General features: G+C 66.9%; 21 protein-coding genes. 10 read left to right on the forward strand and 11 right to left on the reverse strand.

Features of this window, described 5'->3' with window-relative positions; translation table 11 throughout:
* Positions 1-8 precede the first annotated feature (8 nt).
* Entirely contained in the window at positions 9-473 is a 465-nt protein-coding gene (locus tag APM_RS03000) for a biopolymer transporter ExbD (protein WP_007421880.1), read from the reverse strand.
* Between the two features lie 4 nt (positions 474-477).
* The gene (locus APM_RS03005) at positions 478-1,149 is read right to left on the reverse strand and encodes a MotA/TolQ/ExbB proton channel family protein (RefSeq protein ID WP_007421881.1); all 672 of its coding nucleotides are present in this window, start codon (positions 1,147-1,149) and stop codon (positions 478-480) included.
* Positions 1,150-1,415: 266 nt separating this feature from the next.
* On the opposite strand from APM_RS03005, the gene APM_RS03010 reads away from it, so the two are divergent.
* Both APM_RS03010 and APM_RS03015 read left to right on the forward strand, forming a co-directional pair.
* Positions 1,416-2,468, forward strand: a complete 1,053-nt coding sequence (locus APM_RS03010) for an aldo/keto reductase (protein WP_007421882.1) — start codon at positions 1,416-1,418, stop codon at positions 2,466-2,468.
* A gap of 7 nt (positions 2,469-2,475) precedes the next feature.
* Positions 2,476-3,900: an MFS transporter gene (locus APM_RS03015; protein ID WP_007421883.1), complete on the forward strand. Its 1,425-nt coding sequence runs from the start codon at positions 2,476-2,478 to the stop codon at positions 3,898-3,900.
* Position 3,901: 1 nt separating this feature from the next.
* On the opposite strand, the gene APM_RS03020 is transcribed toward APM_RS03015, so the two are convergent.
* From APM_RS03020 to tsaE, 5 genes are read right to left on the reverse strand one after another with little or no spacing between them, the layout of a single operon-like run.
* Positions 3,902-4,306: an acyl-CoA thioesterase gene (locus APM_RS03020; RefSeq protein ID WP_013640022.1), complete on the reverse strand. Its 405-nt coding sequence runs from the start codon at positions 4,304-4,306 to the stop codon at positions 3,902-3,904.
* Positions 4,306-4,632, reverse strand: a complete 327-nt coding sequence (trxA, locus tag APM_RS03025) for a thioredoxin (RefSeq protein ID WP_007421885.1) — start codon at positions 4,630-4,632, stop codon at positions 4,306-4,308. The genes APM_RS03020 and trxA overlap by 1 nt, the downstream gene beginning before the upstream one ends.
* A 57-nt stretch (positions 4,633-4,689) precedes the next feature.
* Positions 4,690-8,163, reverse strand: a complete 3,474-nt coding sequence (gene addA / locus APM_RS03030) for a double-strand break repair helicase AddA (protein WP_007421886.1) — start codon at positions 8,161-8,163, stop codon at positions 4,690-4,692.
* Positions 8,160-11,039, reverse strand: a complete 2,880-nt coding sequence (gene addB / locus APM_RS03035) for a double-strand break repair protein AddB (protein WP_039887627.1) — start codon at positions 11,037-11,039, stop codon at positions 8,160-8,162. Before addB ends, addA begins: the two co-directional genes overlap by 4 nt.
* On the reverse strand, positions 11,036-11,485 hold the full coding sequence (gene tsaE / locus APM_RS03040) for a tRNA (adenosine(37)-N6)-threonylcarbamoyltransferase complex ATPase subunit type 1 TsaE (protein WP_007421888.1): 450 nt from the start codon (positions 11,483-11,485) through the stop codon (positions 11,036-11,038). The genes addB and tsaE overlap by 4 nt, the downstream gene beginning before the upstream one ends.
* Before the next feature lie 69 nt (positions 11,486-11,554).
* Here tsaE and APM_RS03045 point away from each other — a divergent pair, with 69 nt between their 5' ends.
* On the forward strand, positions 11,555-12,574 hold the full coding sequence (locus APM_RS03045) for an NAD(P)/FAD-dependent oxidoreductase (RefSeq protein ID WP_007421889.1): 1,020 nt from the start codon (positions 11,555-11,557) through the stop codon (positions 12,572-12,574).
* Positions 12,575-13,151: 577 nt separating this feature from the next.
* On the opposite strand, the gene APM_RS03050 is transcribed toward APM_RS03045, so the two are convergent.
* Complete coding sequence (locus APM_RS03050; RefSeq protein WP_007421890.1) at positions 13,152-13,922, reverse strand: enoyl-CoA hydratase-related protein; 771 nt, start codon at positions 13,920-13,922, stop codon at positions 13,152-13,154.
* A 206-nt stretch (positions 13,923-14,128) separates the two neighbouring features.
* Between APM_RS03050 and APM_RS03055 the strand changes: the two genes are divergently transcribed.
* The 6 genes from APM_RS03055 (at position 14,129) to APM_RS03080 (ending at position 19,730) form a co-directional block, all read left to right on the forward strand.
* Positions 14,129-15,148: a site-specific DNA-methyltransferase gene (locus tag APM_RS03055; RefSeq protein WP_172637347.1), complete on the forward strand. Its 1,020-nt coding sequence runs from the start codon at positions 14,129-14,131 to the stop codon at positions 15,146-15,148.
* On the forward strand, positions 15,145-16,053 hold the full coding sequence (locus APM_RS03060) for a YicC/YloC family endoribonuclease (RefSeq protein ID WP_007421892.1): 909 nt from the start codon (positions 15,145-15,147) through the stop codon (positions 16,051-16,053). Before APM_RS03055 ends, APM_RS03060 begins: the two co-directional genes overlap by 4 nt.
* Entirely contained in the window at positions 16,046-16,627 is a 582-nt protein-coding gene (gene gmk, locus APM_RS03065) for a guanylate kinase (protein ID WP_011942249.1), read from the forward strand. The genes APM_RS03060 and gmk overlap by 8 nt, the downstream gene beginning before the upstream one ends.
* Positions 16,628-16,711: 84 nt before the next feature.
* Complete coding sequence (locus APM_RS03070; RefSeq protein ID WP_007421894.1) at positions 16,712-16,918, forward strand: DUF3311 domain-containing protein; 207 nt, start codon at positions 16,712-16,714, stop codon at positions 16,916-16,918.
* An 11-nt stretch (positions 16,919-16,929) separates the two neighbouring features.
* Positions 16,930-18,459: a monocarboxylate uptake permease MctP gene (mctP, locus tag APM_RS03075; protein ID WP_007421895.1), complete on the forward strand. Its 1,530-nt coding sequence runs from the start codon at positions 16,930-16,932 to the stop codon at positions 18,457-18,459.
* Between the two features lie 29 nt (positions 18,460-18,488).
* Positions 18,489-19,730 carry an MFS transporter gene (locus tag APM_RS03080; protein WP_011942248.1) on the forward strand — a complete coding sequence of 414 codons (1,242 nt, stop codon included), beginning with the start codon at positions 18,489-18,491 and terminating at the stop codon, positions 19,728-19,730.
* Here the strand turns inward: APM_RS03080 and APM_RS03085 are convergent.
* On the reverse strand, positions 19,706-20,488 hold the full coding sequence (locus tag APM_RS03085) for a class III extradiol ring-cleavage dioxygenase (protein ID WP_007421897.1): 783 nt from the start codon (positions 20,486-20,488) through the stop codon (positions 19,706-19,708). The two genes, APM_RS03080 and APM_RS03085, sit on opposite strands and share 25 nt — an antisense overlap.
* The gene (locus APM_RS03090; RefSeq protein ID WP_007421898.1) at positions 20,488-20,913 is read right to left on the reverse strand and encodes a DoxX family protein; all 426 of its coding nucleotides are present in this window, start codon (positions 20,911-20,913) and stop codon (positions 20,488-20,490) included. Before APM_RS03090 ends, APM_RS03085 begins: the two co-directional genes overlap by 1 nt.
* Positions 20,914-21,011: 98 nt before the next feature.
* On the opposite strand from APM_RS03090, the gene APM_RS03095 reads away from it, so the two are divergent.
* Positions 21,012-21,980 carry a LysR family transcriptional regulator gene (locus APM_RS03095; protein ID WP_039887630.1) on the forward strand — a complete coding sequence of 323 codons (969 nt, stop codon included), beginning with the start codon at positions 21,012-21,014 and terminating at the stop codon, positions 21,978-21,980.
* Here the strand turns inward: APM_RS03095 and APM_RS03100 are convergent.
* On the reverse strand, positions 21,899-22,426 hold a 528-nt coding region (locus tag APM_RS03100; RefSeq protein WP_039887636.1), incomplete at its 5' end, for a lyase family protein. The two genes, APM_RS03095 and APM_RS03100, sit on opposite strands and share 82 nt — an antisense overlap.

Consider the following 22,426-nt stretch of genomic DNA (forward strand, 5'->3'; position numbering starts at 1 on the left):
CGCGCCACTCAGTTGGCGTTGGCAGGTGAAGCCGGCGCCGCTGCGGCTCCAGCGGGCGACGAACCGCTGGCGGCCGCGACGGGTTGGGCGGCGATGCCAATATCGGTGACGCCCGCCTTCCGTGCGGCATCCATCACCGTGACGAAATGCTGGAAGGCAACCTTCTTCGACGCGGCGATGGTCACCTCGGTCTTGGCCGGATCGCCATCGCCCCGGAACAGGGCGGTGAGTTGAGCCGGAGTCAGCACCTGCGTCTTCACCTTGATGCTGCCGTCGTCGAGAATGTTGACGGTGAATTTCGGGTGCTTGAGGTGCTGGGTCTGTGTCGAGTTCGGCAGCTGCATCGGGATTCCGGCATCGGGGATCATCTGCAGCGTGACGATGATGAAGAATACCAGCAGGAAGAGCATCACGTCGATCATCGGAATGATCTCGACGCGCGCCTTCCGGGCCTCGAAATAGCGCATGTTCATTGCGTCAGGCCGCCACCACTGCGCGGACCGCGAGTTCGCCGCCGACATGGGGCACGACTGGCGCGCCGTCGGTACGATTCAGCACCATGGTGCGGATCGTCTCAAGCTGGTGAATGATCAGCCGGACCTGGTTCTGCAGCATGTTGAAGGTCGCGAGGCCGATCATGGCGATAAAGATGCCGCACGCCGTTGCAACCAGTGCATCGGCGACGCCGCCGGTCACCTCTGCCGGCGCGTGGCCGGGCGTGGCGAGGATCGAGAAGGCGTGGAACATCCCGATGATCGTGCCGAACAGGCCGAGCAGCGGGGCGAGGGTGACGATCGTATCCAGCACCCACATCCGGCGGTCGAGCCGGGGCGCAACCAGCATGATCGCCTCATCCATGCGGCTGTTCATGCCGGCGTGGTCGGCGTCATTCATATGATTCAGGGCGGTGTCGAGCAGCAGCCCTTCGGGCATGCGGCCGGCAAAATCGCGCAGCGCTGCAAGATCCTGCTCGTTCACCCGGCCCATGGCCGCCATCCGCCTGACGATCGAACCGCCCCGCAGGATCGCCCGGCGGAGATACCACATCCGGTCGATGATCACCGCTACTGCGATGACGAAAAGACCAGCGAGCACATAAAGCACACCGTCCGAATAATTTGCGAGATGAATGATGTAGCCAATGGTCATGCCCAATCTCCGAGGTTACGCCCAAGACAGGACCCGGCCAGTTCCGGCTCAGGAGCCGTACTGGTCGGATCGGCTTGCCCGACAAACGACGCACATGGCGGTTCCGCCGCGCGGATGCCACACTGCCGCTCAGCCTTTAACCGAGCTGGCTGCTGCGTAGTGTGAAGCCTACGTGACAGTCATCGGTCCGTGCCTTGATGGCGCGCCCTTGTGCCGGCCCATGCACGGCACGACATCTGGCGTTCCGAAAACAGGGAGCACTTCCGATGGACTACCGTCAGCTCGGCCGATCCGGCCTGAAGATTTCAACGCTGACGCTCGGCACCATGACGATGGGCGGGCGCGGCGTGTTCGAGAAGGTTGGCAATGTCGGGCGTGCCGAGGCGCGGCGGCAGATCGACATGTGCGTCGATGCCGGCGTGAACCTTCTTGATACGGCCGACATCTATTCCACGGGCGGTTCCGAGGAGATCATCGGCGAGGCTCTGGGCGGTCAGCGGCCTCAGGGACTGCTGATCGCGACCAAGGTAAGGTTTCCGATGGGGAAGGGGCCGAACGACCGCGGTCTGTCGCGCCATCACATCATCACCGCCTGCGAGGCCAGCCTGAAGCGGTTGCGCACTGACGTGATCGACCTGTACCAGGTGCACGAATGGGACGGGATCACACCGCTCGACGAGACGATGCAGGCGCTCGACACACTGATTCGTGACGGCAAGGTGCGCTACATCGGCTGCTCCAACTACTCGGCATGGCATGTGATGAAGGCGCTGGCCATCGCCGAGTCGGCGCATCGCGAACGCTTCGTGTGCCAGCAGATCCATTACACGCTGGAGGCGCGGGAGGCAGAGAACGAGCTGATCCCGCTCGCCATCGATCAGGGGCTCGGCGTGCTCGTCTGGAGTCCGCTCGCCGGCGGCCTGCTCTCCGGCAAGCACCGTCGCAACCAGGAAACGCCGGCAGGTACCCGCCAGCTCGCCGGTTGGAGTGAGCCGCCGATCCATGACGAGAGCCGCCTCTGGAACATCGTCGAGGCTCTCATTGAAGTGGCAGGCGCGCACGGCGTTTCTGCGGCGCAGGTCGCCCTTGCCTGGCTGCTCGGTCGGCCCGCGGTCACCTCGCTGGTGATCGGCGCGCGCAACGAGCAACAATTGGCGGACAATCTCCGCGCCGCAACGCTCGTGCTGACCAAGGAGGAGCGATCGATGCTCGATGCGGTCAGCCAGCGTCCGTTGCAATATCCCTACTGGCATCAGGCGCAGACCGCGAGGGATCGTCTCGGCCCGGCCGATCTCGCCTTGCTGGGACCGCATCTCTGAGCGACGTGTGAGCCGCCCGCCAGCCGTAGAAACCTCAATTCCTGCCCGGCTCGACCGGCTGGCCTGGGGGCGGTTTCACTGGCTGGTGGTTGTGGCCCTTGGCGTCGCCTGGATACTCGACGGGCTGGAAGTCACGCTGGTGGGCTCGCTATCCGGCGCAATCGCGAAATCGCCGGACATGCAATTGTCCAGCGCCGCTGTCGGTGGCCTGGGCAGCTCTTATGTCGCCGGTGCGGTGCTCGGTGCCCTGCTGTTTGGCTGGTTGACGGACCGGTTGGGGCGCAAGCGTCTCTTCACGGTGACACTGATCGTCTATCTCGCCGGCACGATCGCTTCCGGCCTTGCCTGGAACTATACCGCGCTGCTTGCCTTCCGCTTCGTGACCGGGATGGGCATCGGCGGCGAATACGCGGCGATCAACGCCACCATCCAGGAACTGGTGCCGGCCCGGTTTCGCGGCTTCACCGATCTCGTGATCAATGGCAGTTACTGGATTGGTGCGGCGTTGGGGGCCGCGGGCGCGCTCGCCGCGCTCGACCCGCAACTGGTGCCACCGGCCTATGGCTGGCGTCTTGCCTTCATTCTCGGAGGCTTCCTGGCTGCGACCGCACTGGCCCTGCGACGCCATATTCCTGAAAGTCCGCGCTGGCTGATGACCCATGGGCGCCCCTCGGAGGCGGAACAGATCGTCGCTGGCATCGAGTTCCGGTGCGGCCCGGTCATGCCGACGGAGTCCCTGCCGACCATCCGCCTGCGTACCGATGTCAGCAGCTGGTTCGGCATCGGGCTGCGAGCCCTGCTCGGGCGCTATCGTCGACGCGCCGTGCTCGGTGTGTGCCTGATGACTGCGCAGGCTTTCTGCTACAACGCGATCTTCTTCACATATGCCATTGTTCTTACGAAATTCTATGGCGTGCCGGGTGATCGGGTGGGGATGTTCATCCTGCCCTTCGCACTGGGCAATTTCGCGGGGCCGCTGATACTCGGCCGCCTCTTCGATACGGTCGGTCGCCGCACGATGATCACCGCGACCTATGCCACCGCCGGGCTGCTGATGATCGCCACCGGGCTGCTTTTCGTTGGTGCCGATCTTTCCGCGACGGGGCAGACCGCGGCCTGGACGATGATCTTCTTCTTTGCCTCGGCCGCAGCGAGTTCGGCCTATCTGACCGTGAGCGAATGTTTCCCGCTGGAAATCCGGGCGGTCGCCATCGCGCTGTTCTACGCGTTTGGCACCGCTCTGGGCGGTATTGCAGGTCCTCTCCTGTTCGGGATGCTGATAGGCAGTGGCGAGCGGATCAACCTGTTCTACGGGGATCTTCTGGGCGGCCTCCTGATGCTGGGGGCCGCCGCAGTGGAGGCGGCGATCGGCGTCGAGGCAGCGCGCCGCCCGCTCGAGTCGGTGGCGCGTCCGCTGTCGGAAGTCGATTAACTCAAGCCTGGGCGGGTGCGATCGGGCGCGGACGACCTTCGCTGTCGATCGCGACAAAGGTGAACACCGCCTTCGTCACCCGCCGCTCGCTCGCCGAATCGCGCGCCCGGCGCCAGGCCTCGACATTCACCTGGATCGAAGTCCGGCCAACCTTCAGAAGCTCGGCATAGACACTGACCTCGTCGCCAATCTTGACCGGACGGATGAAACTCATCGCATCCACCGCCACGGTCGCGATTCGCCCATGGGCGATCCGGCCCGCCAGATTCGACCCGCCAAGGTCCATCTGCGACATCAGCCAGCCGCCGAAAATGTCGCCATTCGCATTGGCGTCGGCCGGCATGGCGATAGCGCGCATCATTGGCGGCGTCGCTGGTGGCGACTCCGGATCGTCCGCCACGGCCATCAGATGTTCTTGTCCAGCCAGGCTTTGAGCACGCTCTTCGGCGCGGCGCCGACATGCTGCGCCGCCGGCTTGCCGTCCTTGAACAGGATCAGTGTCGGGATGCCGCGGACGCCGTACTGCGTCGGTGTCATCGGGTTTTCGTCGATATTCACCTTGGCGATCGTGACGCGCCCGGCATATTCGCTACCGAGTTCCTCGAGCGAGGGGCCGATAATCTTGCAGGGGCCACACCATTCCGCCCAGAAATCGACCAGCACCGGCTCCTTCGAGTCGAGAACTGAAGCTGAAAACTCCGCGTCAGATACGGCTTTTGTTGCTGCACCCATGATCCTGCTCCTTAAACGAGATGTTGATGGGGAGAATGGCGTCTCGCCCGGCGACGATCAAGCGGATGGCTGGTCCGGCTTGGGCGCATGTCGCGCGAGCCTTGCCGCGGGCACCGGCATGACATGGCCCCGCGCGGTCCAGACCAGCACCGCGTCGATCCGGCGACCTGGATAGATCTCGGCAAGCACGGCGGCATAGGCCGCAAGCTGCGCCGCATAGGCCTCGGGAATTTCGGCCGGATCTGCTGGCGGCTGGCGATCGGTCTTGTAGTCGGCAATGAGCACCCGGTCGGGTAAAACCGCGAGCCGGTCGATCAATCCGCCGATCTCAACACCGCCGACGATGCCGGCGATCGGTGCCTCCGCGCGTGAGGCGGGGCCGAATAGCGCTGTCAGGTCCGGGTGATCGAGCACGCCAAAGACCGTGTCGATCACATCCGTCTGCTCCACATCGCCAAGCCGGTGACCGGGTTGCGCCAGATAACGGCGCGCGGCCTCCCGCCGGTCGTCCGGCGGGAGCTCCGGCAGGTGCTGCAGCAGCGCGTGGATCAGCCGCCCGCGCGCCATGGCGGCTTCCCGGCCCGTGCCACGGCCAGCGAGCGGCGAGGCGGCGGCCAGACCGGTGCTTTCCCCCTCGGCGCTCCTGCTGGGTACCAGCCGGTCGATGCGCTGTTTTGGTTCGGGCGGCGGTGCTGCGCGCCAGCCGGTTTCCGGACCGATCCATCCGGGCAGCGGCGCCGCAGTCGCCGTGCTGATTGCCGCAAGCCGGTCCGGCGGTGCGGATTGCGGTGCGGCATAATACAGAATCGTGCCGTCGAGCGGCGGTTCGGCCTCGATTTCGGCAACTCCATCGAGCCGTTCGAAACCGGCGCGCACGCTTTCATACCAGCAGGTCTCGGGGAGGCGGGATTTCGTCGCAGCACCGCAAACGATCAGATGGTCTTCCGCCCGGGTCAGCGCAACATAGAGAAGCCGATTGTATTCCTCGAAGCCGCGGTCGGATGCACTGGCGAGAGCCTGGCGCACGGCGGCGCTGCGCATGTCGGCTCGCGGGCAAAAAATGGGAACCTCGCCGCCGCCTTGCGGTGCGTCGATCCAGTAAAGGAGATCGCGCGCTTCCTTCCCCCGCTGACCGGTGGTGTCAGGCAGGATCACCAGCGGCGCCTGCAATCCCTTCGCGCCATGCACGGTCATCAGCCGCACGGAATCGCCCGCGGCTTCCGCCTCCCGTTTCACCTCGGCTGCGGCGGCGTCGAGCGCGGCGAGGAAACCCTGCAGGCTCGGCGCTTCGTGCGTGCCATAGTCGAGGGCGGTGGCGAGCAACTCATCGAGAGGTTCCGCCGCCTCGGGACCAAGCCGGGCGAGCAGCCGCGCCCGCCCGCCCATCGGCCCCAGCACCTCGGCAAAGAAGCGGTAGGGGGTGACGAAATCCGCCCGCGCCTGCGCTTCGGCAATCAGGTCGCGAGCCGCCGCAAAGGCCACGTGTTCGTCGGCGCGGGTGAATAACGCGTCGCGCAGCGTGCCTTTGCGGTCGAGGGCGAGATTCATCAATTCCTCGTCGGAAAGCCCGCCGAGGGGACTGGCCAGCACGGTGGCGAGTTCGACGTCGTCTTCCGGCAGCAGCACCGCGCGGGCGAGGGCGATCAGGTCGGCCACGGCGCGGGTTTCGGTCAGCACCATGCGGTCGAGCCCCGCGACCTTGACCCCCGCCTCCTTCAGCGCGCGGGTGAGCGCGACGCCGAATTCGTTCCGCTGCCTGACCAGGATCAGGATATCGCCGGGAGCGAGCATCCGGCCGCGAGACTCGAGACGCATCGTGCCGACATTTGCGGCAATCCAGCCCGCGACCGACCTGGCCAGTCGTCGCCTGGCCGAGGCCTGTTCGGCGTAGGTCTCGGCCGGTGCCCAGGCAGCGAGTTCGGGGTCGGGATCCGCCGGCACCAGCGGCCAGAGCGTGACCGAGCCGGCTTGTCCGGCGCGGCTCGCGCCATGCGCCAGCTCCTCGTCCGGCATGACCACACCGCTGCGTGCCGGCCCGCGTTCGAATACCTTGTCCACCAGAGAGAGAATGGGCGCCGTAGAGCGGAATGATGTCGCAAGGCTGCCTTCGTGCCAGCGCGCGCCGGCGGCCGAGACGCGCGCTCCGATCCCCGCCCGCCAGGCGTCGAAACTCGCGAGATCGGCGCCCTGAAAGGAATAGATCGACTGCTTCCGGTCACCCACCGCGAAGACGGTGCGTGCGGTGCCGTCCCGCGCACCGGTGCCGGCGAAGAATTCCGCGACGATCGCGTCGATCACTTCCCATTGCGCCGGTGCGATGTCCTGCACCTCGTCAAGCAGAATGTGGTCGATTCCGCCGTCGAGCTTGTAGAGCACCCAGGCGGCACCGGGGTCGACAAGCAGTTGCGCGGCGCGGGCGATCAGGTCTGCATAGTCGAACCGCGCACTACCCTGCTTCGCGCTCTGCTCGGCGGCTTGGATCGGCAACACGAGCTGGGCGAGCGCCGCCGAAAGATCGGCAAGACGGCGCGCCGCGAGCCGGTCTTTCGCGCGCAACAATCGCCCCTGTTCCGCCTCGATCGTGGCCTTGAGTGTGGGCTCCTCGGCGTCGAGCCCCTTGCTCACCAGCGAAGACATCGCGCGTGGGTCGCCCTTGCCGGTGAAGAAGCCGCTGATCCAGATGTCCTGGCAGGCGAGGCGCGCCTCTGTTTCGAGCTTCAGCCAGCTGAGCAGTTCGCCCGCCTTTTCACACGCCTTCGTCGAGCTCCGATCCTTGATGATGGAAAGAGCGCCACGGATCTCGCGATCGTCGAATTCGACGATCGCGCGGCGGATCGTTTCCTCGTCGTCATCCGGAGCATCGAGGGCCGCTGCCTGCATCGCCGCGATGATGCCGGCATCTGGGTGGCGGCTCACGAGTCGGGCAAGGCGGGCCTGCGCATCGGTCAGCATCCGGTCGGTCAGTCCGGCGAAATCGGTTTCCGAAATCTGCCCCGCGAGCAGACGCAGCGCGGCTTCGGCGGCGCGGCTGTCATCGCCGAGCACGGCCTCGCGCGCGCCGCGGCGGCGGACTGCGGCTTCGGCCTCATCGGCGACGGCGAAATGTGGCGAGATCTGCGCTTCCAGTGGAAAGCGGCGCAGCAGCGACTGGCAGAAGGCGTGAACCGTGTCGATCCGCAGGCCGCCCGGCAGGTCGAGCACCTGGCCGAACAGCATCCTTGCTCGATGCCTCGTCCCGGTATCCGCCGGCATGTCCAGCGCCGCGAGATCGGCATCGAGAGTTTCGTCCGTGGCGATCGCCCAGTCACCGAGCCGCCGGCGGAGGCGGATCGCCATCTCGGCGGCGGCGGCGCGGGTGAAGGTGAGGCAGAGAATGCGGCTCGGCGTGGCACCGGAGAGCATCAGCCGCAGCAGCCGGTCGGTCAGCAGTTTGGTCTTGCCCGAGCCGGCCGAAGCGCCGACGAAGGCCGAGACGGAAGGGTCGGAGGCCGCGCGTTGCGCCGCCTCGGCTGCTGCGATCGCGCCGCTCATGCGTCCTCCTGCCATTCGGCGCGCCGGGAAATGCCGGCGAAGGGCTGGTCATAGGGTTTGCGGCCCGGATGCGGCGCGTCGAGAAACGGTGTCGCCGGGTCAGCATAATAGGCGAGCAGGGCAGGGATCTGCGTACGCGCCGCGTCGATCACCGCCCGGAGTGGCCCGGCATTGCCGCCGAACAGCGCGCGCGTTTCACCTTCCGTGGCGCCGCCCGACAGTTTCCAGTAGGCGAGTTCCGTTACTTTGCCGGTGAAGCCGGGAAAGCCACCGGCCTCCGCGATGACCGCCTCGATCGGCAATTGTGGCGCGCTGCCTGCCTCCACCGCCTTGTCAGCGGGTGGACTGCCGGTCTTGTAATCGATGATCGCGAGGGTCTCGCCCCGGCGTTCGATCCGGTCGGCACGCCCCTTCACCGTGAAATGGCCGAACCGCCATTCGCCGGGTAGTTCCACCTTGATGCCATCCGCCTTGCCCAGGTCGGCAAGCCTGCCGCGCTCGATCTCGACGATCCATTCGGCGATCCGTTCGAGCCGCACGAGCCAGAACGCCTCCAGCGCACGGCGCAGGCGCTTGCCGCGCAGTTCCGAGGTAAATGCGTGGGCGAGTCGTGCCGCCGCATCCGGCGCGGACGCCCAGTCCGGCGTGCGGGTCACCGCTTTCAGCGCATCATGGGTGATAGTGCCGAACAGTGCCGCATCGGTTTCCGCCTGCAGCGGGTTGAGCGTGTGCAGATCCAAGACCTCGCCGGCATAGATCGCATAGGGGTCGCTCAGCAGCGTCGTGACTTTCGAGATCGAATAGGAGATGGGCCTTGCACGGGCCGGCGGGCGCGGTTCCGGCCGGGGCCGGGCAATCCGCAGTGTCGGCTGGTCGAGCCTGGTCGACCAGTGGCTGGCGGGATGTTGCTTCAGTGCGCTGCCGGCCCCGCGCAACGCAAGGTCGATCCGCGCCAGAAAGCGCGAAGGTACCGCCGGCGCGCGGCCCCGCCGGCGCGGCGCCGACAGGATCACCTCGTCGCATGAGGCGATCAGGATGCCGAGATCGTGCGCGGCCTCGCCGATCCGCTCGGCATCGTCCGGCAACCGCGCGGCGCGCCGCATTGGGCGCGAAAGCCAGGGGCCTGGCTCTGGTTCGGCCGGAAACACGCCCTCGACCAGCCCGCCGAGAACGAGCGTGTCGACCCGTTGCAATCGCGCCTCCATCATGCCCCAGATCGCGACGCGCGGATTGGCGTCGCGCGCTCTGGGGCGGCGCAGCCGGGCGTTGCCGAGCACCGCGTCGAGCAACGGCACGAGTTCCGTCGCCTCGATATCCGGCAGGGCATCGAGCGCTGCGATCTGAACGGCGAGATGTTCTGACAGCGCCGCCCCGGCCTCGCCGGTCCAGAGTTCGTCGGCGATCGCCTCCGCTGCCTCCACCAACCCGGCGAGAAGGCTGGCCGGCGACGTCTTCGCCGGGCCGAGCGACAGCGGGCGAAGGCTGACCTGCAGGTCGGCGAGAAAGGTCGAAAGCGCCTCGTCCGGTTTGGTTGAGTGATCGGCGGCATGGCGCATGGCCGAAAAGCCGGGGCCGGGCAGGGCGGCGCGGAGCAGCAGGTCTAGCCGACGGGCGAGGGCGCGGCATCGTCCCGCCGGCAGGCCGGCATTGACCAGGGGGTGTTTCAGCAGCGCCAGAAGCGGCACGGCATCGTAGTCGCTCGCGGCGGCGGCGGCGAGCAGGCGCAGCAGCACCGCGGGCGGTGTGTCCGCAAGTCGCTCCCCTGCGCTGTCGTCGGCGCGAATACCGAGCCGTTCGAGTTCGGCGGCGACACGCTGGGCCAGGCCGCGATCCGGCGTAACCAGCGCGGCGTGACGCCCTGGCGTTTCGAGCGCGTGGCGCAGGGTCAGCGCGATGGCACGCGCCTCGTCCTGCTCGTCCGCTGCATCGAGTCGCCAGAGTCCGTCGGCCGATGCGGCGGCAATATCCGCCGCCGGCGCCGTGGGCAAAAAGGCGCGGCGCAGGAGTGCAACCCGTGTCTCGCGGCCGGTTGCACCGCCTTCTCGCAGAGGTGCAACCTCTTCGCGTCGCACGCCGATCGCTTCGGCAAGGCGGTTCAGTCCGGCCTGGGGGTGGGTCGGCGTGTGATCGAGCATCGACCAGGCATTATCGGGCAGATCGGGATCGAACCCCGGCAGCACCACGCAACCGTGCGGCAGGCCCGCGACGACTCTCGCGAGGCGCCCGAGGGCCGGGGGGGCCGCGGCAAGCCCGGCGAGCCAGACCGGATGCGCCGGCGGCGTGAGGCGCCAGCGTTCGGCTTGCGCGTCGATCAGCATGCGCTGGCGGACCGCCGGATCGACAGCACCGCGTTCGGCGAGAATGGCAGGCCATGTCCTTGTCACGATCGAGAGGAAATCCAGCGTGCGCTGCCAGTGTTCCGCAAGGTCCGGCGCCACGATTCCGGGCAGCGTCTCCGCAAGGTCGATCTCAGCCTGGGCGGCGGTGTCGAGCAGCAAGGCGAGATCGTCCGCGAGCAGGAGCGCGGCGGCGAGGGTGGTCGGCGCGCCGTCGCGCCCGCCCATGCCGAGGATGAGCCTGGCGAGGATCGCCCGGCGTTCCTCGGCCGTGATCGCCGGCGGCAGGTCGAGCCCGGCGAGGATGCCGAGTGCGGCTTCATCCGCCGCCCCGATGGCGGCGATGCGGGGCATGATCAGTGGTCCGCCCTTGGCGTCGAGAAAGGCGGCGGCGGCGGCGCGGGCGGCGCGGCGGGTGGGCAGGAACAACACGCCATCGGCCGGATCGCGCCCGTCACGCGTCGCCTCATCGAGCCACGCGCGGGCGAGTTCGGGCAGGAACGGACGGTCAGCGCTGATGAAACGCACATGGGGCGTCATCGCATGAGCCTTTCGAGCAGCGCATCCGGCCCGGACGCGGTAGCCGTGCGGGTATTGCCCTCGCCCCAGCCCAGCGCGAGCGTGATCGCCTCGCGCGGGGCAAGCGGGCCGAGCCGGTCTGGCCACTCGATGAGGGCAATGCCGGCCAAGGCGGCATCCAGCCCGAGTTCGGCGACGTCGTCCGGTCCGGTGAGACGCCAGAGGTCGAAATGCGTCACCGGCGGGTCAAGTTCGTAGGTCTGTACCAGGGTGAAACTCGGGCTCGGCACATCGAGCGAGGCATCGCCCGCGCGGGCGCGGATGAAGGCGCGGGCAAAGGTCGATTTTCCCGCGCCCAGATTTCCCGAGAGCAGAAGCGCATCGCCCGCCCGTGCCCGCGCGGCCATCGCCTGCGCGAGAGCGACGGTCTCGGCCTCGCTGCCAAGCGTCATCTTCCGAATCGCCATGGCGCGATCCTGCCCGATCAGATCGTCTTTGCAAGTTGACCCGGGCGCGGTTTCGGCTAGGCATGGGGCATGGCAGAGACGATCACCACCGATGTGGCCATTATCGGCGCGGGCCCAGCCGGCCTGTTCGCCGTTTTCGAGTGCGGGATGCTGAAGCTCGGCACCGTGCTGATCGACGCGTTGGGCGAGGTGGGCGGCCAGTGTGCGGCGCTCTATCCGGAAAAGCCGATCTACGACATTCCCGCCCTGCCGGCGATCGAGGCGGCAGGGTTGATCGAGAATCTGGAGCGGCAGATCGCGCCCTTCGCCGCGCCGCGCCTGCTCGGCCGGCTCGTGACGGCGATTTCCGGCAGTTCGGGCGATTTCACGATCGGCACCGACCTGGGCGACATCGTCCGCGCGAAGGCCATCATCATCGCAGCCGGTGCGGGGGCATTCGGCCCGAACCGTCCGCCGCTGGAGGGACTCGCCGCCTACGAGGCGAGCGGTGCGGTGCAGTATTACGTGAAGCGGCGCGAGGCGTTGCGCGGCAAGCGGGTGGTGATCGCCGGCGGTGGCGACTCGGCGGTGGACTGGGCGCTGGCGCTGTGCGGGATTGCATCGAGCATCGCCGTGGTCCACCGGCGGCCGAAATTTCGTGCCGCGCCCGAAAGTGCCGCGCAATTGGCCGAAGCGGCGGCGCGGGGCGACATCGACCTCGTCATTCCCTATCAGTTGCACGCACTGCATGGCGCCGATGGTGCGCTGCGCACGGTCGAGGTCGCCGATCTCGACGGCGCAACCCGGCATCTCGAGGCCGATGTGCTGTTGCCGTTCTTCGGTCTCGCCACCGATCTCGGGCCGGTTGCGACCTGGGGGCTTGAGCTTTCGCTTCATCACGTTCTTGTGACCCCCTCGACCTGCGAGACCAGCACGCGCGGCATTTTCGCGATTGGCGACGTTGCGCAGTATCCGGGCAAACTCAAGCTGATCCTGCAGGGCTTCTCAGAAGCGGCGATGGCGGCTCACGCAATCCATCCGATCGTGCATCCGGACGAGGCGCTGCATTTCGAGTATTCGACATCGAAAGGTGTGCCGGGCACTGCCTGAGGCCAACCAGTTCACGTCAAAGCGTCCTGACAAACTGCGACCTGCTTCCCGATCCCGGGCATTGGGAGGATTCGCCGATGCGTATCCGCGCTGGACTGGGGCGCTGTTGACAACCGGGGAGTCGGAGACCGCTGCCGGCGACCTGCGCCTCGATGATATCGCGGGTGACGTCCGGCAATAGACCGCAAGCGCCTGTCGCCCCCATCCCAGGATTCTGTCCCGTTGCCTGCGCGATCGGGGGATATAGCAGGAAGTTCATTATAAATCAGATAATTGTCCGCAGCACTTCGATGGCAACATCAAATGGGTGCGTGCGCCCGACCTAGCCCAAGTTCCTTCACCCGGGCCGGCGCTCGCAGTTCACCGGGTTGCGGCTTGCGTGCGATCTCCGAAACGGGGCAGGTCTTGCGGCCTCGGCGGAAGGCAACCCTGCCGTGGTGCTCGGCCGTCCTGACCCCGCTCTGCAAGACGCTGGCAGCAATCGCAGCAAAGGCGGCAGGGGGCGGTTGGTAGAAAGCTGGACGGCCTCTCCGACCGGCTGTTCTCCGTCCAGTTCCCTGTCTGAGCCGTGCGGGAGCTATGAAAAGTCCGGCTTGCGCTTCTCGATGAAGGCCGCCATGCCTTCGCGCTGGTGGGGTGTGCCGAACAGCGGAAGGAAGCTCGCCCGCTCGTATCTCACACCCTCGGCCAGCATGGTCTCGAAGGCGGCGTTGATGCTGCGTTTGGCCTGGAGGAGGGCGACGGGAGACATGCCGGCGATGCGCCTGGCTAGCTTCATCGCCTCCGGCATCAGGTCCGCGGCCGGCACCACGCGGGCGACGAGGTTGGCGCGTTCGGCTTCTTCGGCATCCATCATCCGGCCGGTCAGGATCATCTCCATCGCCTTGGATTTCCCGATGGCGCGGGTCAGGCGCTGGGTGCCGCCGGCACCGGGGATCACGCCGATGGCGATTTCCGGCTGGCCGAACTTCGCCGTGTCGGCCGCGATGATGATGTCGCACATCATCGCCAACTCGCATCCGCCGCCGAGCGCATAGCCCGATACCGCCGCGATCACCGGCTTGAGCGTCGTGGTAACGACTTCCCATGATTTTCCGATGAAATCGTCGAGGCCGGTTTCGGGCCAGCTACGGTTCTGCATTTCCTTGATGTCGGCGCCGGCGGCGAACGCTCTGTCCGATCCGGTGAGCACGATGCAGCGGATTGACTTGTCGGAATCGAAGCCGCGCAAGGCGTCGGCGAGTTCGCTCATCAACTGGTCGCACAGCGCGTTCAGCGACTCCGGGCGGTTCAGCCGGATGACGGCCACGGCGCCGTCGGTTTCGGTCACAATCATCTCGTAGGGCATGGAATCCTCCGCTCTGCTGGCGTCAGGATGGCTGATTTGACCCCGGATGCAAGCCGCAAGGTCGGTCCGGGTGCGCATCAGCCATTGACGCGACCACGGCGCGTTCGTCAGGTATAGGGGGGAGAGACAGACCGAGGCCCAAATTGCCCTTGACCGCCGTTCGCGAATTGCCGCTCGATCAGCTTCTGCTTGGCGATGCCGTCGAGATGATGCGCATGCTGCCGGATGCGTCGATCGACTGCGTCTTCGCCGATCCGCCCTACAACCTGCAACTCCGTGGCGAATTGCGCCGGCCGGATGACAGTGTGGTCGACGGTGTTGACGACGACTGGGACAAGTTCACCGATTTCGCGGCCTATGACGAATTCTCGCGCGCCTGGCTCTCTGAGGCGCGGCGGCTGATGCACAAGGACGCGACGATCTGGGTGATCGGCTCCTATCACAACATTTTCCGCCTCGGCGCGATCATGCAGGATCTCGGGTTCTGGATTCTCAACGACGTGATCTGGCGCAAGACCAACCCGATGCCGAATTTCCGCGGCCGGCGCTTCACGAATGCGCACGAAACGCTGATCTGGGCGGCGCGGGAGCCGAAATCGCGTTACCGGTTCAACTATCAGGCGATGAAATCGCTCAACGACGATACCCAGATGCGCAGCGACTGGACGATTCCGCTCTGCACCGGCGGCGAGCGGCTGCGCAACCAGCACGGCCTCAAGCTGCACCCGACCCAGAAGCCGGAGGCCCTGCTGCACCGCGTAATCCTGGCCGCGACCAACCCGGACGACGTGGTGCTGGACCCGTTTTCTGGTACCGCGACGACGGCGACGGTGGCCAAGCGGCTCAACCGGCATTTCATCGGCATCGAGCGTCATCCCGCCTACGTCGAGGCCGGCTGGGCGCGGCTGCGGGAAATGCGGGCGGCGCCGGCGCATCTGACCAGGCCGATGCCGAGCCGCAGAGAGGCGCCGCGTATCGCCTTCGGCGTGCTGGTCGAGCGCGGCTTGGTCCCGCCAGGCACATTGCTGCATGACAGGCTGCGGCGGGTGAGCGCCACGGTCGCGGCGGATGCCAGCATCATCGCCGGCGCGCATCGCGGCTCGATCCATCAGGTCGGTGCCGCGGTTCAGAACGCCGCAAGCTGCAATGGCTGGACGTTCTGGCATATCGAGCGCGAGGGGAGGCTTGTCGCACTTGATCATGTGCGCGAAACGTTGCGTCCATGACCTCCACCCTTGCCTCGATGACCGGCTTTGCCCGCCACGCGGGCAGCCACGACAATGCCAGTTTCGTCTGGGAAATCCGCAGCGTGAACGGTCGCGGGCTCGATCTTCGGTTGCGCCTGCCCGCGGGGCTGGATGGGCTCGAGCCGGCGCTGCGCGAGGTGGCCGGCAAGCGGTTGAAGCGCGGTAATGTGTCCGCCACGCTGACGTTGAAGCGCGAGTCCCAGGCGGCGATGATGGTGGACGAGGCGGCGCTGGAAGGGCTCCTGTGCCATGCGCTTGCATTGTCGGAGCGGATTCCGGGTGCGATGGTGCCGCGCGCCGAGGCGCTGTTGGCCTTGCCTGGCGTCATCCGTCCCGCTCCCGCCGAGGATGTCGCGGAAGATGCGGAGGCCGCCCGGCAAGAGGCTCTTGCCGCCACTCTGGCCGCCGGCTTCGATGTTGCCATTGAAGCGCTCGATTGTGCGCGGCGTGACGAGGGCGGTCGGCTTGCCGTAATCGCCGCGGACCTGCTCGGCGCGATCCGCCGCCTGGTCGCCGCGGCGCGTGCTCATGCACCGGAACAGGCGGCTCAGCACCGCGCCCGGCTGCAGGGCGCGCTGGCCGATCTGCTCGGCGATTCCGACCCGGTGCCGCAGGAGCGGCTGGCCCAGGAAGTCGCGCTGCTCGCCACGAAATCTGACGTGCGCGAGGAACTTGACCGGCTGGATGCGCATGTCGAGGCGGCGCATGCGTTACTCGCCGAGTCGGCGCCGGTCGGCCGCCGACTCGATTTCCTGATGCAGGAATTCAACCGCGAGGCGAACACGCTGTGCAGCAAGTCGGCGTCGCTGCAACTGACCGCCATCGGGCTCGACCTCAAGGCAACGATCGAGCAGCTGCGCGAACAGGTTCAGAACATTGAATAGGCGCGGCCTCTGCCTCGTGCTTGCAGCGCCTTCTGGCGCCGGCAAGACGTCGCTCTCTCGGGCGTTGCTTGCCGGTGATTCACGGCTGTCGCTGTCGATCAGCGCCACCACCCGCGCGCCGCGCGATGGCGAGCAGGAGGGGGTGCATTATTTCTTCCGCACCCCGGAACAGTTTGCGGGCATGGTCGCGGCAGGCGAATTCCTTGAGTATGCGACGGTGTTCGGCCGGTCCTACGGCACGCCGCGCGCGCATGTCGGGGAGATGCTGGCGGCGGGCCGGGACATCCTGTTCGATATCGACTGGCAGGGCTTTCGCCAGCTCAGGGCCGCGCTGCCGCGCGATGTGGTTGGCGTATTCATCCGCACGAGCAGCCTTGAGGAACTTCATCGCCGCCTTGTGGCGCGTGGCGATGATCCCGCCGCGATCGCGATGCGGATGGAGGAGGCCGAGGACGAACTCGCGCATCAGGGCGAATTCGATTTCATCATCGAAAACAACGATTTCGATACGGCTCTTGGCGATCTTTCGGCGATCCTGCGGGCGGCGCGGCTGATGGCGTCTCGTATGGCATGAATGCTTGCCTGTCAGAGGCAAGTGCGCCTAAAGAGCGATGACGTTTTTCATAAAAACGAACATCACTTTATGCGGAGAGATGTCGTGGCCGAGGAAAATTCAGAGCGCAAGCCGCGCTCAACGCCTTGGCGGCTCCTGTTGCTTGTGCCTTTCGTGGCAACGCTCTGGGTGCCGTTCTTCAATCATGCCAAGCCCGCCGTGCTAGGCTTTCCCTTTTTCTATTGGTACCAGCTCGCCTGGGTGGTGATCTCGTCGGTCATCATCTGGATCGTCTGGCGCGCCGAAAGCTAAGGAACGTCGCCATGCTCATAGCCGGTATCGTCTTCGCCGTCCTCGTGGTCGGCGTTCTCATCCTGGGGTTCTTCGCTGCACGCTGGCGCGGCGGTGACCTCGACCAGCTTCACGAATGGGGGCTTGGCGGCCGCCAGTTCGGCACGCTGATTTCCTGGTTCCTGATCGGCGGCGATCTTTATACGGCCTATACATTCATTGCCGTGCCCGCGCTGATGTTCGGCGCAGGCGCCATCGCCTTCTTCGCGGTGCCATACACCATCGTCGCCTATCCGATCCTGTATGTTGTGTTTCCGAAAATGTGGCGGGTTGCCGCCAAATACGGTTTTGTCACCGGTCCAGAGTTTGTCAGAGGCCGCTATGGCAACCGCTGGCTTGCGCTTGCGGTGGGTATCACCGGCATCATCGCGACCATGCCCTATATCGCGTTGCAGCTTGTCGGCATGCAGGTGGTCATCGGCGCGTTCAACCTCGGTACCGGGTTCGGCAGTCATCTCCCGCTGATCCTGGCCTTCCTCGTGCTTGCCGCCTTCACCTACACGTCGGGCCTTCGCGCGCCGGCGATGATCGCTGTGGTCAAGGACACGCTGATCTACCTCACCATCATCGTGGCGATCTTCGCGATCCCGGCCTCGCTGGGCGGGTTCGGACATATTTTCGCGAAGATCGCCTCCACCAAGCTGCTGCTGCCGAAGCCAGGCCCGCATACCACCGGGCTTTATTCTGGCTATGCGACGCTGGCACTCGGCTCGGCGATGGCGCTGTTCCTGTATCCCCACGCGTTGACCGGCATCCTGTCGTCGCGCTCGAGCGAGACGGTGCGAAAAAACGCGGTGATCCTGCCGGCCTATTCGCTGATGCTCGGCCTGATCACCCTGCTCGGCGCCATGGCGGTGGCAGCCGGCGTTTCCGCGCTGCCCCAGTTCGCCGCGGGCTTCAAAGCCTATGGGCCGAGTTTCGCCGTGCCGGCGCTGCTGATCCATACCTTGCCGGGCTGGTTTGTCGGCATTGCCTTTGCCGCCATCGCGATCGGCGCCCTGGTGCCTGCCGCGATCATGGCGATTGCCTCGGCGAACATCTTCACGCGCGACATCTGGAAGGAATTCGTCTCCCCCGGCGTATCGGCGGCGGCGGAATCGCAGATCGCCAAGCTGTTCTCGATCGTGATGATTATCGGAGCGCTGCTGTTCATCTTCGGCCTGCCGCTGAAGTACGCGATCCAGTTGCAGCTGCTTGGCGGCATGTGGATGATCCAGATCTTTCCGGCCATCGTATTCAGCCTGTTCACCCGGTTCTACAACGGATGGGCGTTGCTGGTCGGCTGGGCGGTGGGCATCGGCCTTGCGACGCATTTCGCGTTGCTGAACCATCTCAAGGGCGCGATCTATCCGTTCCACATCGGTGGGATGACCTATCCGTGCTACATTGCGCTGGCCACCTTCGTCGTGAACGTGATCGTGGCCACCGCGCTATCGCCGGTGTTCCACGCCATCAAGTCGGACCGCACGCGCGACGTGACCACCAGCGCCGACTACGCCTGAGGGATGGTGCGTCTTTCGCGCCAGTGTCGATGAGCGGTTCCACGTCCCGCAGGCGCGGGGCCGCTTTCGGCTTCATCATGGCCACGATCCTGCTGGACATGCTGGCCATGGCGATCGTGCTGCCGGTCCTGCCCGCGCTCATCACCGGGCTGGTCGGCGGGGGCGCCGGGCTGAGCGCGCATGTGTTCGGCGCCTTCGGTGCCGCCTGGGCGGCGATGCAGTTCATTGCCTCGCCGATGCTTGGCGCGCTGTCCGACCGGTTCGGCCGGCGGCCGGTGATCCTGCTGTCCTGCCTCGGCCAGGCGGTGGATTTCACCGTGATGGCGCTGGCCCCATCGGTCGGCTGGCTGCTCGCCGGGCGGATTCTCTCCGGCGCTTCGTCGGCCAACATCGCCGCCGCGAATGCATATATTTCCGATGTCACGCCGCCCGAGCGGCGGGCGGCGGCGTTCGGCGTCTCGGGCGTTGCCGCGGCGATCGGCTTTGTGCTCGGACCGGCGCTGGGCGGTCTGCTCGGCGCAGTTTCGTTGCGCCTGCCGTTCTGGTTCGCAGCAGGTCTTTCCCTCGCCAACTTCCTCTACGGTCTGGTGGCGCTGCCGGAATCGCTCGCGCCGCGCCGCCGCCGGCGGATCGGCTGGCGGGGCCTCAACCCGCTGGATGCGCTGCGCTTCTATCGCCGGCCGGGCGTGGCCGCGCCCGCGACGATCTATGCGCTCGGCACGCTCGCGCTGCAGGCGGTGCCTTCGGTCATGGTGCTTTACGTGCAGGAGCGGTTCGGCTGGCGCCCGCAGTTGATCGGCGCCACCCTTGCCGCCGCCGGGGTCGGGTTTGCCGTGGTCGGCGGCGTTGTGGTCGGGCCGATGGTGCGCCGGCTTGGCGAGCCGAGAACGCTTATCCTTGGCCTGATCGGCGGCGCCGCGGGGTTTGTGCTGTTCGGTCTCGCGCCCGATTCGCGGATTTTCTGGATCGGCGTACCGGTTCTCTCGGCCTGGGGGCTGGCGATGCCCGCGGTGCAGGGGATCATGGCGCACCGGATTGGCGGGCGCGAGCAGGGGCGGCTGCAGGGGTTGCTCGCCAGCCTGAACGGGCTGACCGCGCTGGTCGGCCCGTTGCTGTTCACCACGATCTACGCGGCGACGCTGGGGCCTGACGGCACGGCGGACGTGCCGCGCTCGGGCACCGCCCTCGTCGTCGCCGGCCTGCTGCTGCTCGCCTCGCTGATTCCGCTGCGCTGGGCGGTGCGGTATCAGGCCGGCAGGCCGAACCCGTAGGCGTCCATCCGCAGGATCGCGTGCTCGGTCGAGTTGTGCAGCCGCCGCGCCGCGCTGCCCTCTCCGGCGCCGATCGCGGTGAAGAGCGGCAGCAGATGCTCTTCGGTCGGGTGTTCGTCGCGCGCATGCGGCGCGCGGGCGCGATAGTCGAGCAGGGCGGCGATGTCGTTGCCGGCAATGGCCGCGTCCATCCAGGCGCTGAACGCCGTCACATCCTCCGCCTCCGGCGCGTCGACCGCCTGGCCGCGGAAGCGCCGCAGGTCGTGAGTGAAACTGCCGGAACCGACGATCAGCACATCGTCACGCCGCAGCGGCGCCAGCGCCCGGCCGATGTCGAAGGCGTGGCGCGGGCCAAGCCGGGTCTGTACCGAGAGCTGGAGTACAGGGATGTCGGCCGCGGGCCAGGCCAGCAGCAGCGGCACCCAGGCGCCGTGGTCGAGGCCGCGCGCGGGGTCGAGCCCGGTGGGAAAACCGGCCTCGCCGAGCAGCCCGGCAATGCGCTGCGCCAGCGCCGCATCGCCCGGCGCGGGATAGGAAAGTTCGTAGAGCGCGCGGGGGAAGCCGAAGAAATCGTGGATGGTCTCGTTGCGGGCCACCGCATTGACCATCGGCTCTGCCGTCTCCCAATGCGCGGAGACGACGAGAATGGCGCGCGGTCTGGGCAGGGTGGCGGAAAGTCCGGCGAGGAACATCCTCGCCGGGGTTTCGGTGAGTGCCAGCATCGGCGAGCCATGGCTGACGAAGAGCGAGGGTTGCATCACGCGGTCCTCCGGCCGAACGGTGTGGGCACGAGGGCATAAGGACCATCGCCGATCAGGGCGAGCACCACGAGGGCGATGGCCCAGAACGCGGGATATTCCCATCCGCCGCCCTTCGCCGTGAAATAGAACCCGTTATGGATGTGTACCAGCGCGATGGCGCCGATCAGGTCCGGCACGATCAGTAGCGCGGCGAGCCGCGCCCATATCCCGAGCACCAGCGCGATGCCGGCCGCCAGTTCCCACAGCATGACGAACAGGCCGAACCAGCCCGGCAGACCGAGGCTGGCGAAGAAATGTTCCGTCCCGGCAGGTGTGAAGATGGCGTATTTCAGCCAGTCATGGGCGAAGAACAGGAAACCCAGAGTCAGCCGGAGCAGCAGGGCGCCGTAGCCGGCGGTTCGGGTGTCGATTGTCGAGTCCATGTGCGTAATCTCCTTCACCCTCCAGATAACCATGCGAGAATGGTTGGTTAATATCCAATTCTTTGGTTATCGTCATGCGGATTCGCATAGGAGTGACGATGGATTGGGACGATCTGCGCAGCTTTCTCGCCATAGCCCGCGAGGGCACGCTGTCGGCGGCGGCGCGGCGGCTGGGCGTACGGCAATCGACGATGGGACGGCGGCTCGCGGCGCTGGAGGCGCGGGCCGGTGTGCGGCTGCTGGAACGCACGCCGCGCGGCTTCCGGCTGACCGCCGCCGGTGAGGCGGCGCGCGCCGAGGTGGAGCGAATGGAGACGGCGGCGCTGGCGGCCGAGCGGGCGGTGAGCGGGCGGGATGTGCGGCTGGAAGGCACCGTGCGCCTGACGACGGTGAGCGATTTTGCGCCCTCCGTGCTGATGCCCGCCTTGGCCGATCTTGCCGACCGCTATCCGGGCATCGTGGTGGAACTGATCGCCGATGACCGTACCCTCTCGCTCGCTGCGCGCGAGGCCGATCTCGCCCTCCGTCTCGCGCGGCCGCGTGGGCAGTCGTTGCGGGGGCGGCGAATCGGCACGGTATCGTTCGGCCTATATGCGAGCGAAACCTATCTTGCCGCGCGCAGCGTGCCGGCCTGGCCGGGCAGCCAGGGCGAGGGCCATCGGCTCATCCTGTCGCGCGACGAGACCGGCGCCTATCCGGAGCTCGACGCGCTGGCGGCGATGGCGCCGAAGGCATCCGTCGCCCTCAGGACCGACAGCCGGGTAAGCCAGCTCGCCGCCGCCCGCGCCGGGCTGGGCATCGCCGTTCTCGGGCACCACGTCGCCGCCGGCGCGGGGTTGACGCGGATCGATTCACCGCCGCTGCCGGAGCGGGAAATCTGGCTGGTGCAGCACGAGGATACGCGCGACGTGCCGCGCATCCGCGCCGTTGCCGATGCGCTGGCGGCCAGGATGCGCGCGGCGGAGCCTGTCTTTGCCGGGCTGGATCAGGCGCCCGCCAGTCCTGAGCCCACGAGTTTTGCCGGGTCGCAGAGCCGGTCGAACGTCGCGGGGTCGACGCCGCCATAGCCGGTTGCCGCTTCGCGCAGCGTCAGGCCGTGTTCCGCCGCGTGATGAGCGATCGCGGCGGCGCGATCATAGCCGATTTCCGGGCTCAGCGCGGTGACCAGCATGAGCGAGCGGCCGAGCTGTTCGTCGATCCGCGCGCGGTTCAGCGCGGTCCCCTCCACCGAAAACCGGCGGAAGGCGGTGCAGGCTTCCGTCATGGTCCGGCAGGTGCGGAGCACGTTGTTGATGATCAGCGGCCGCATCGCGTTCAGCTCGAAATTGCCCTGGCTGCCGGCGAAGGCAACCGCCGCGTCATCGCCGATCGTCTGGATGCAGACCATCACCAGCGCCTCGCACTGGGTCGGGTTCACCTTGCCGGGCATGATCGAGGAGCCTGGCTCGTTCTCGGGGAGCAGGAGTTCGCCGATGCCGCAGCGGGGGCCGGAGGCGAGCCAGCGCATGTCGTT

Source organism: Acidiphilium sp. PM, from assembly GCF_000219295.1.
Lineage (GTDB): Bacteria > Pseudomonadota > Alphaproteobacteria > Acetobacterales > Acetobacteraceae > Acidiphilium > Acidiphilium multivorum.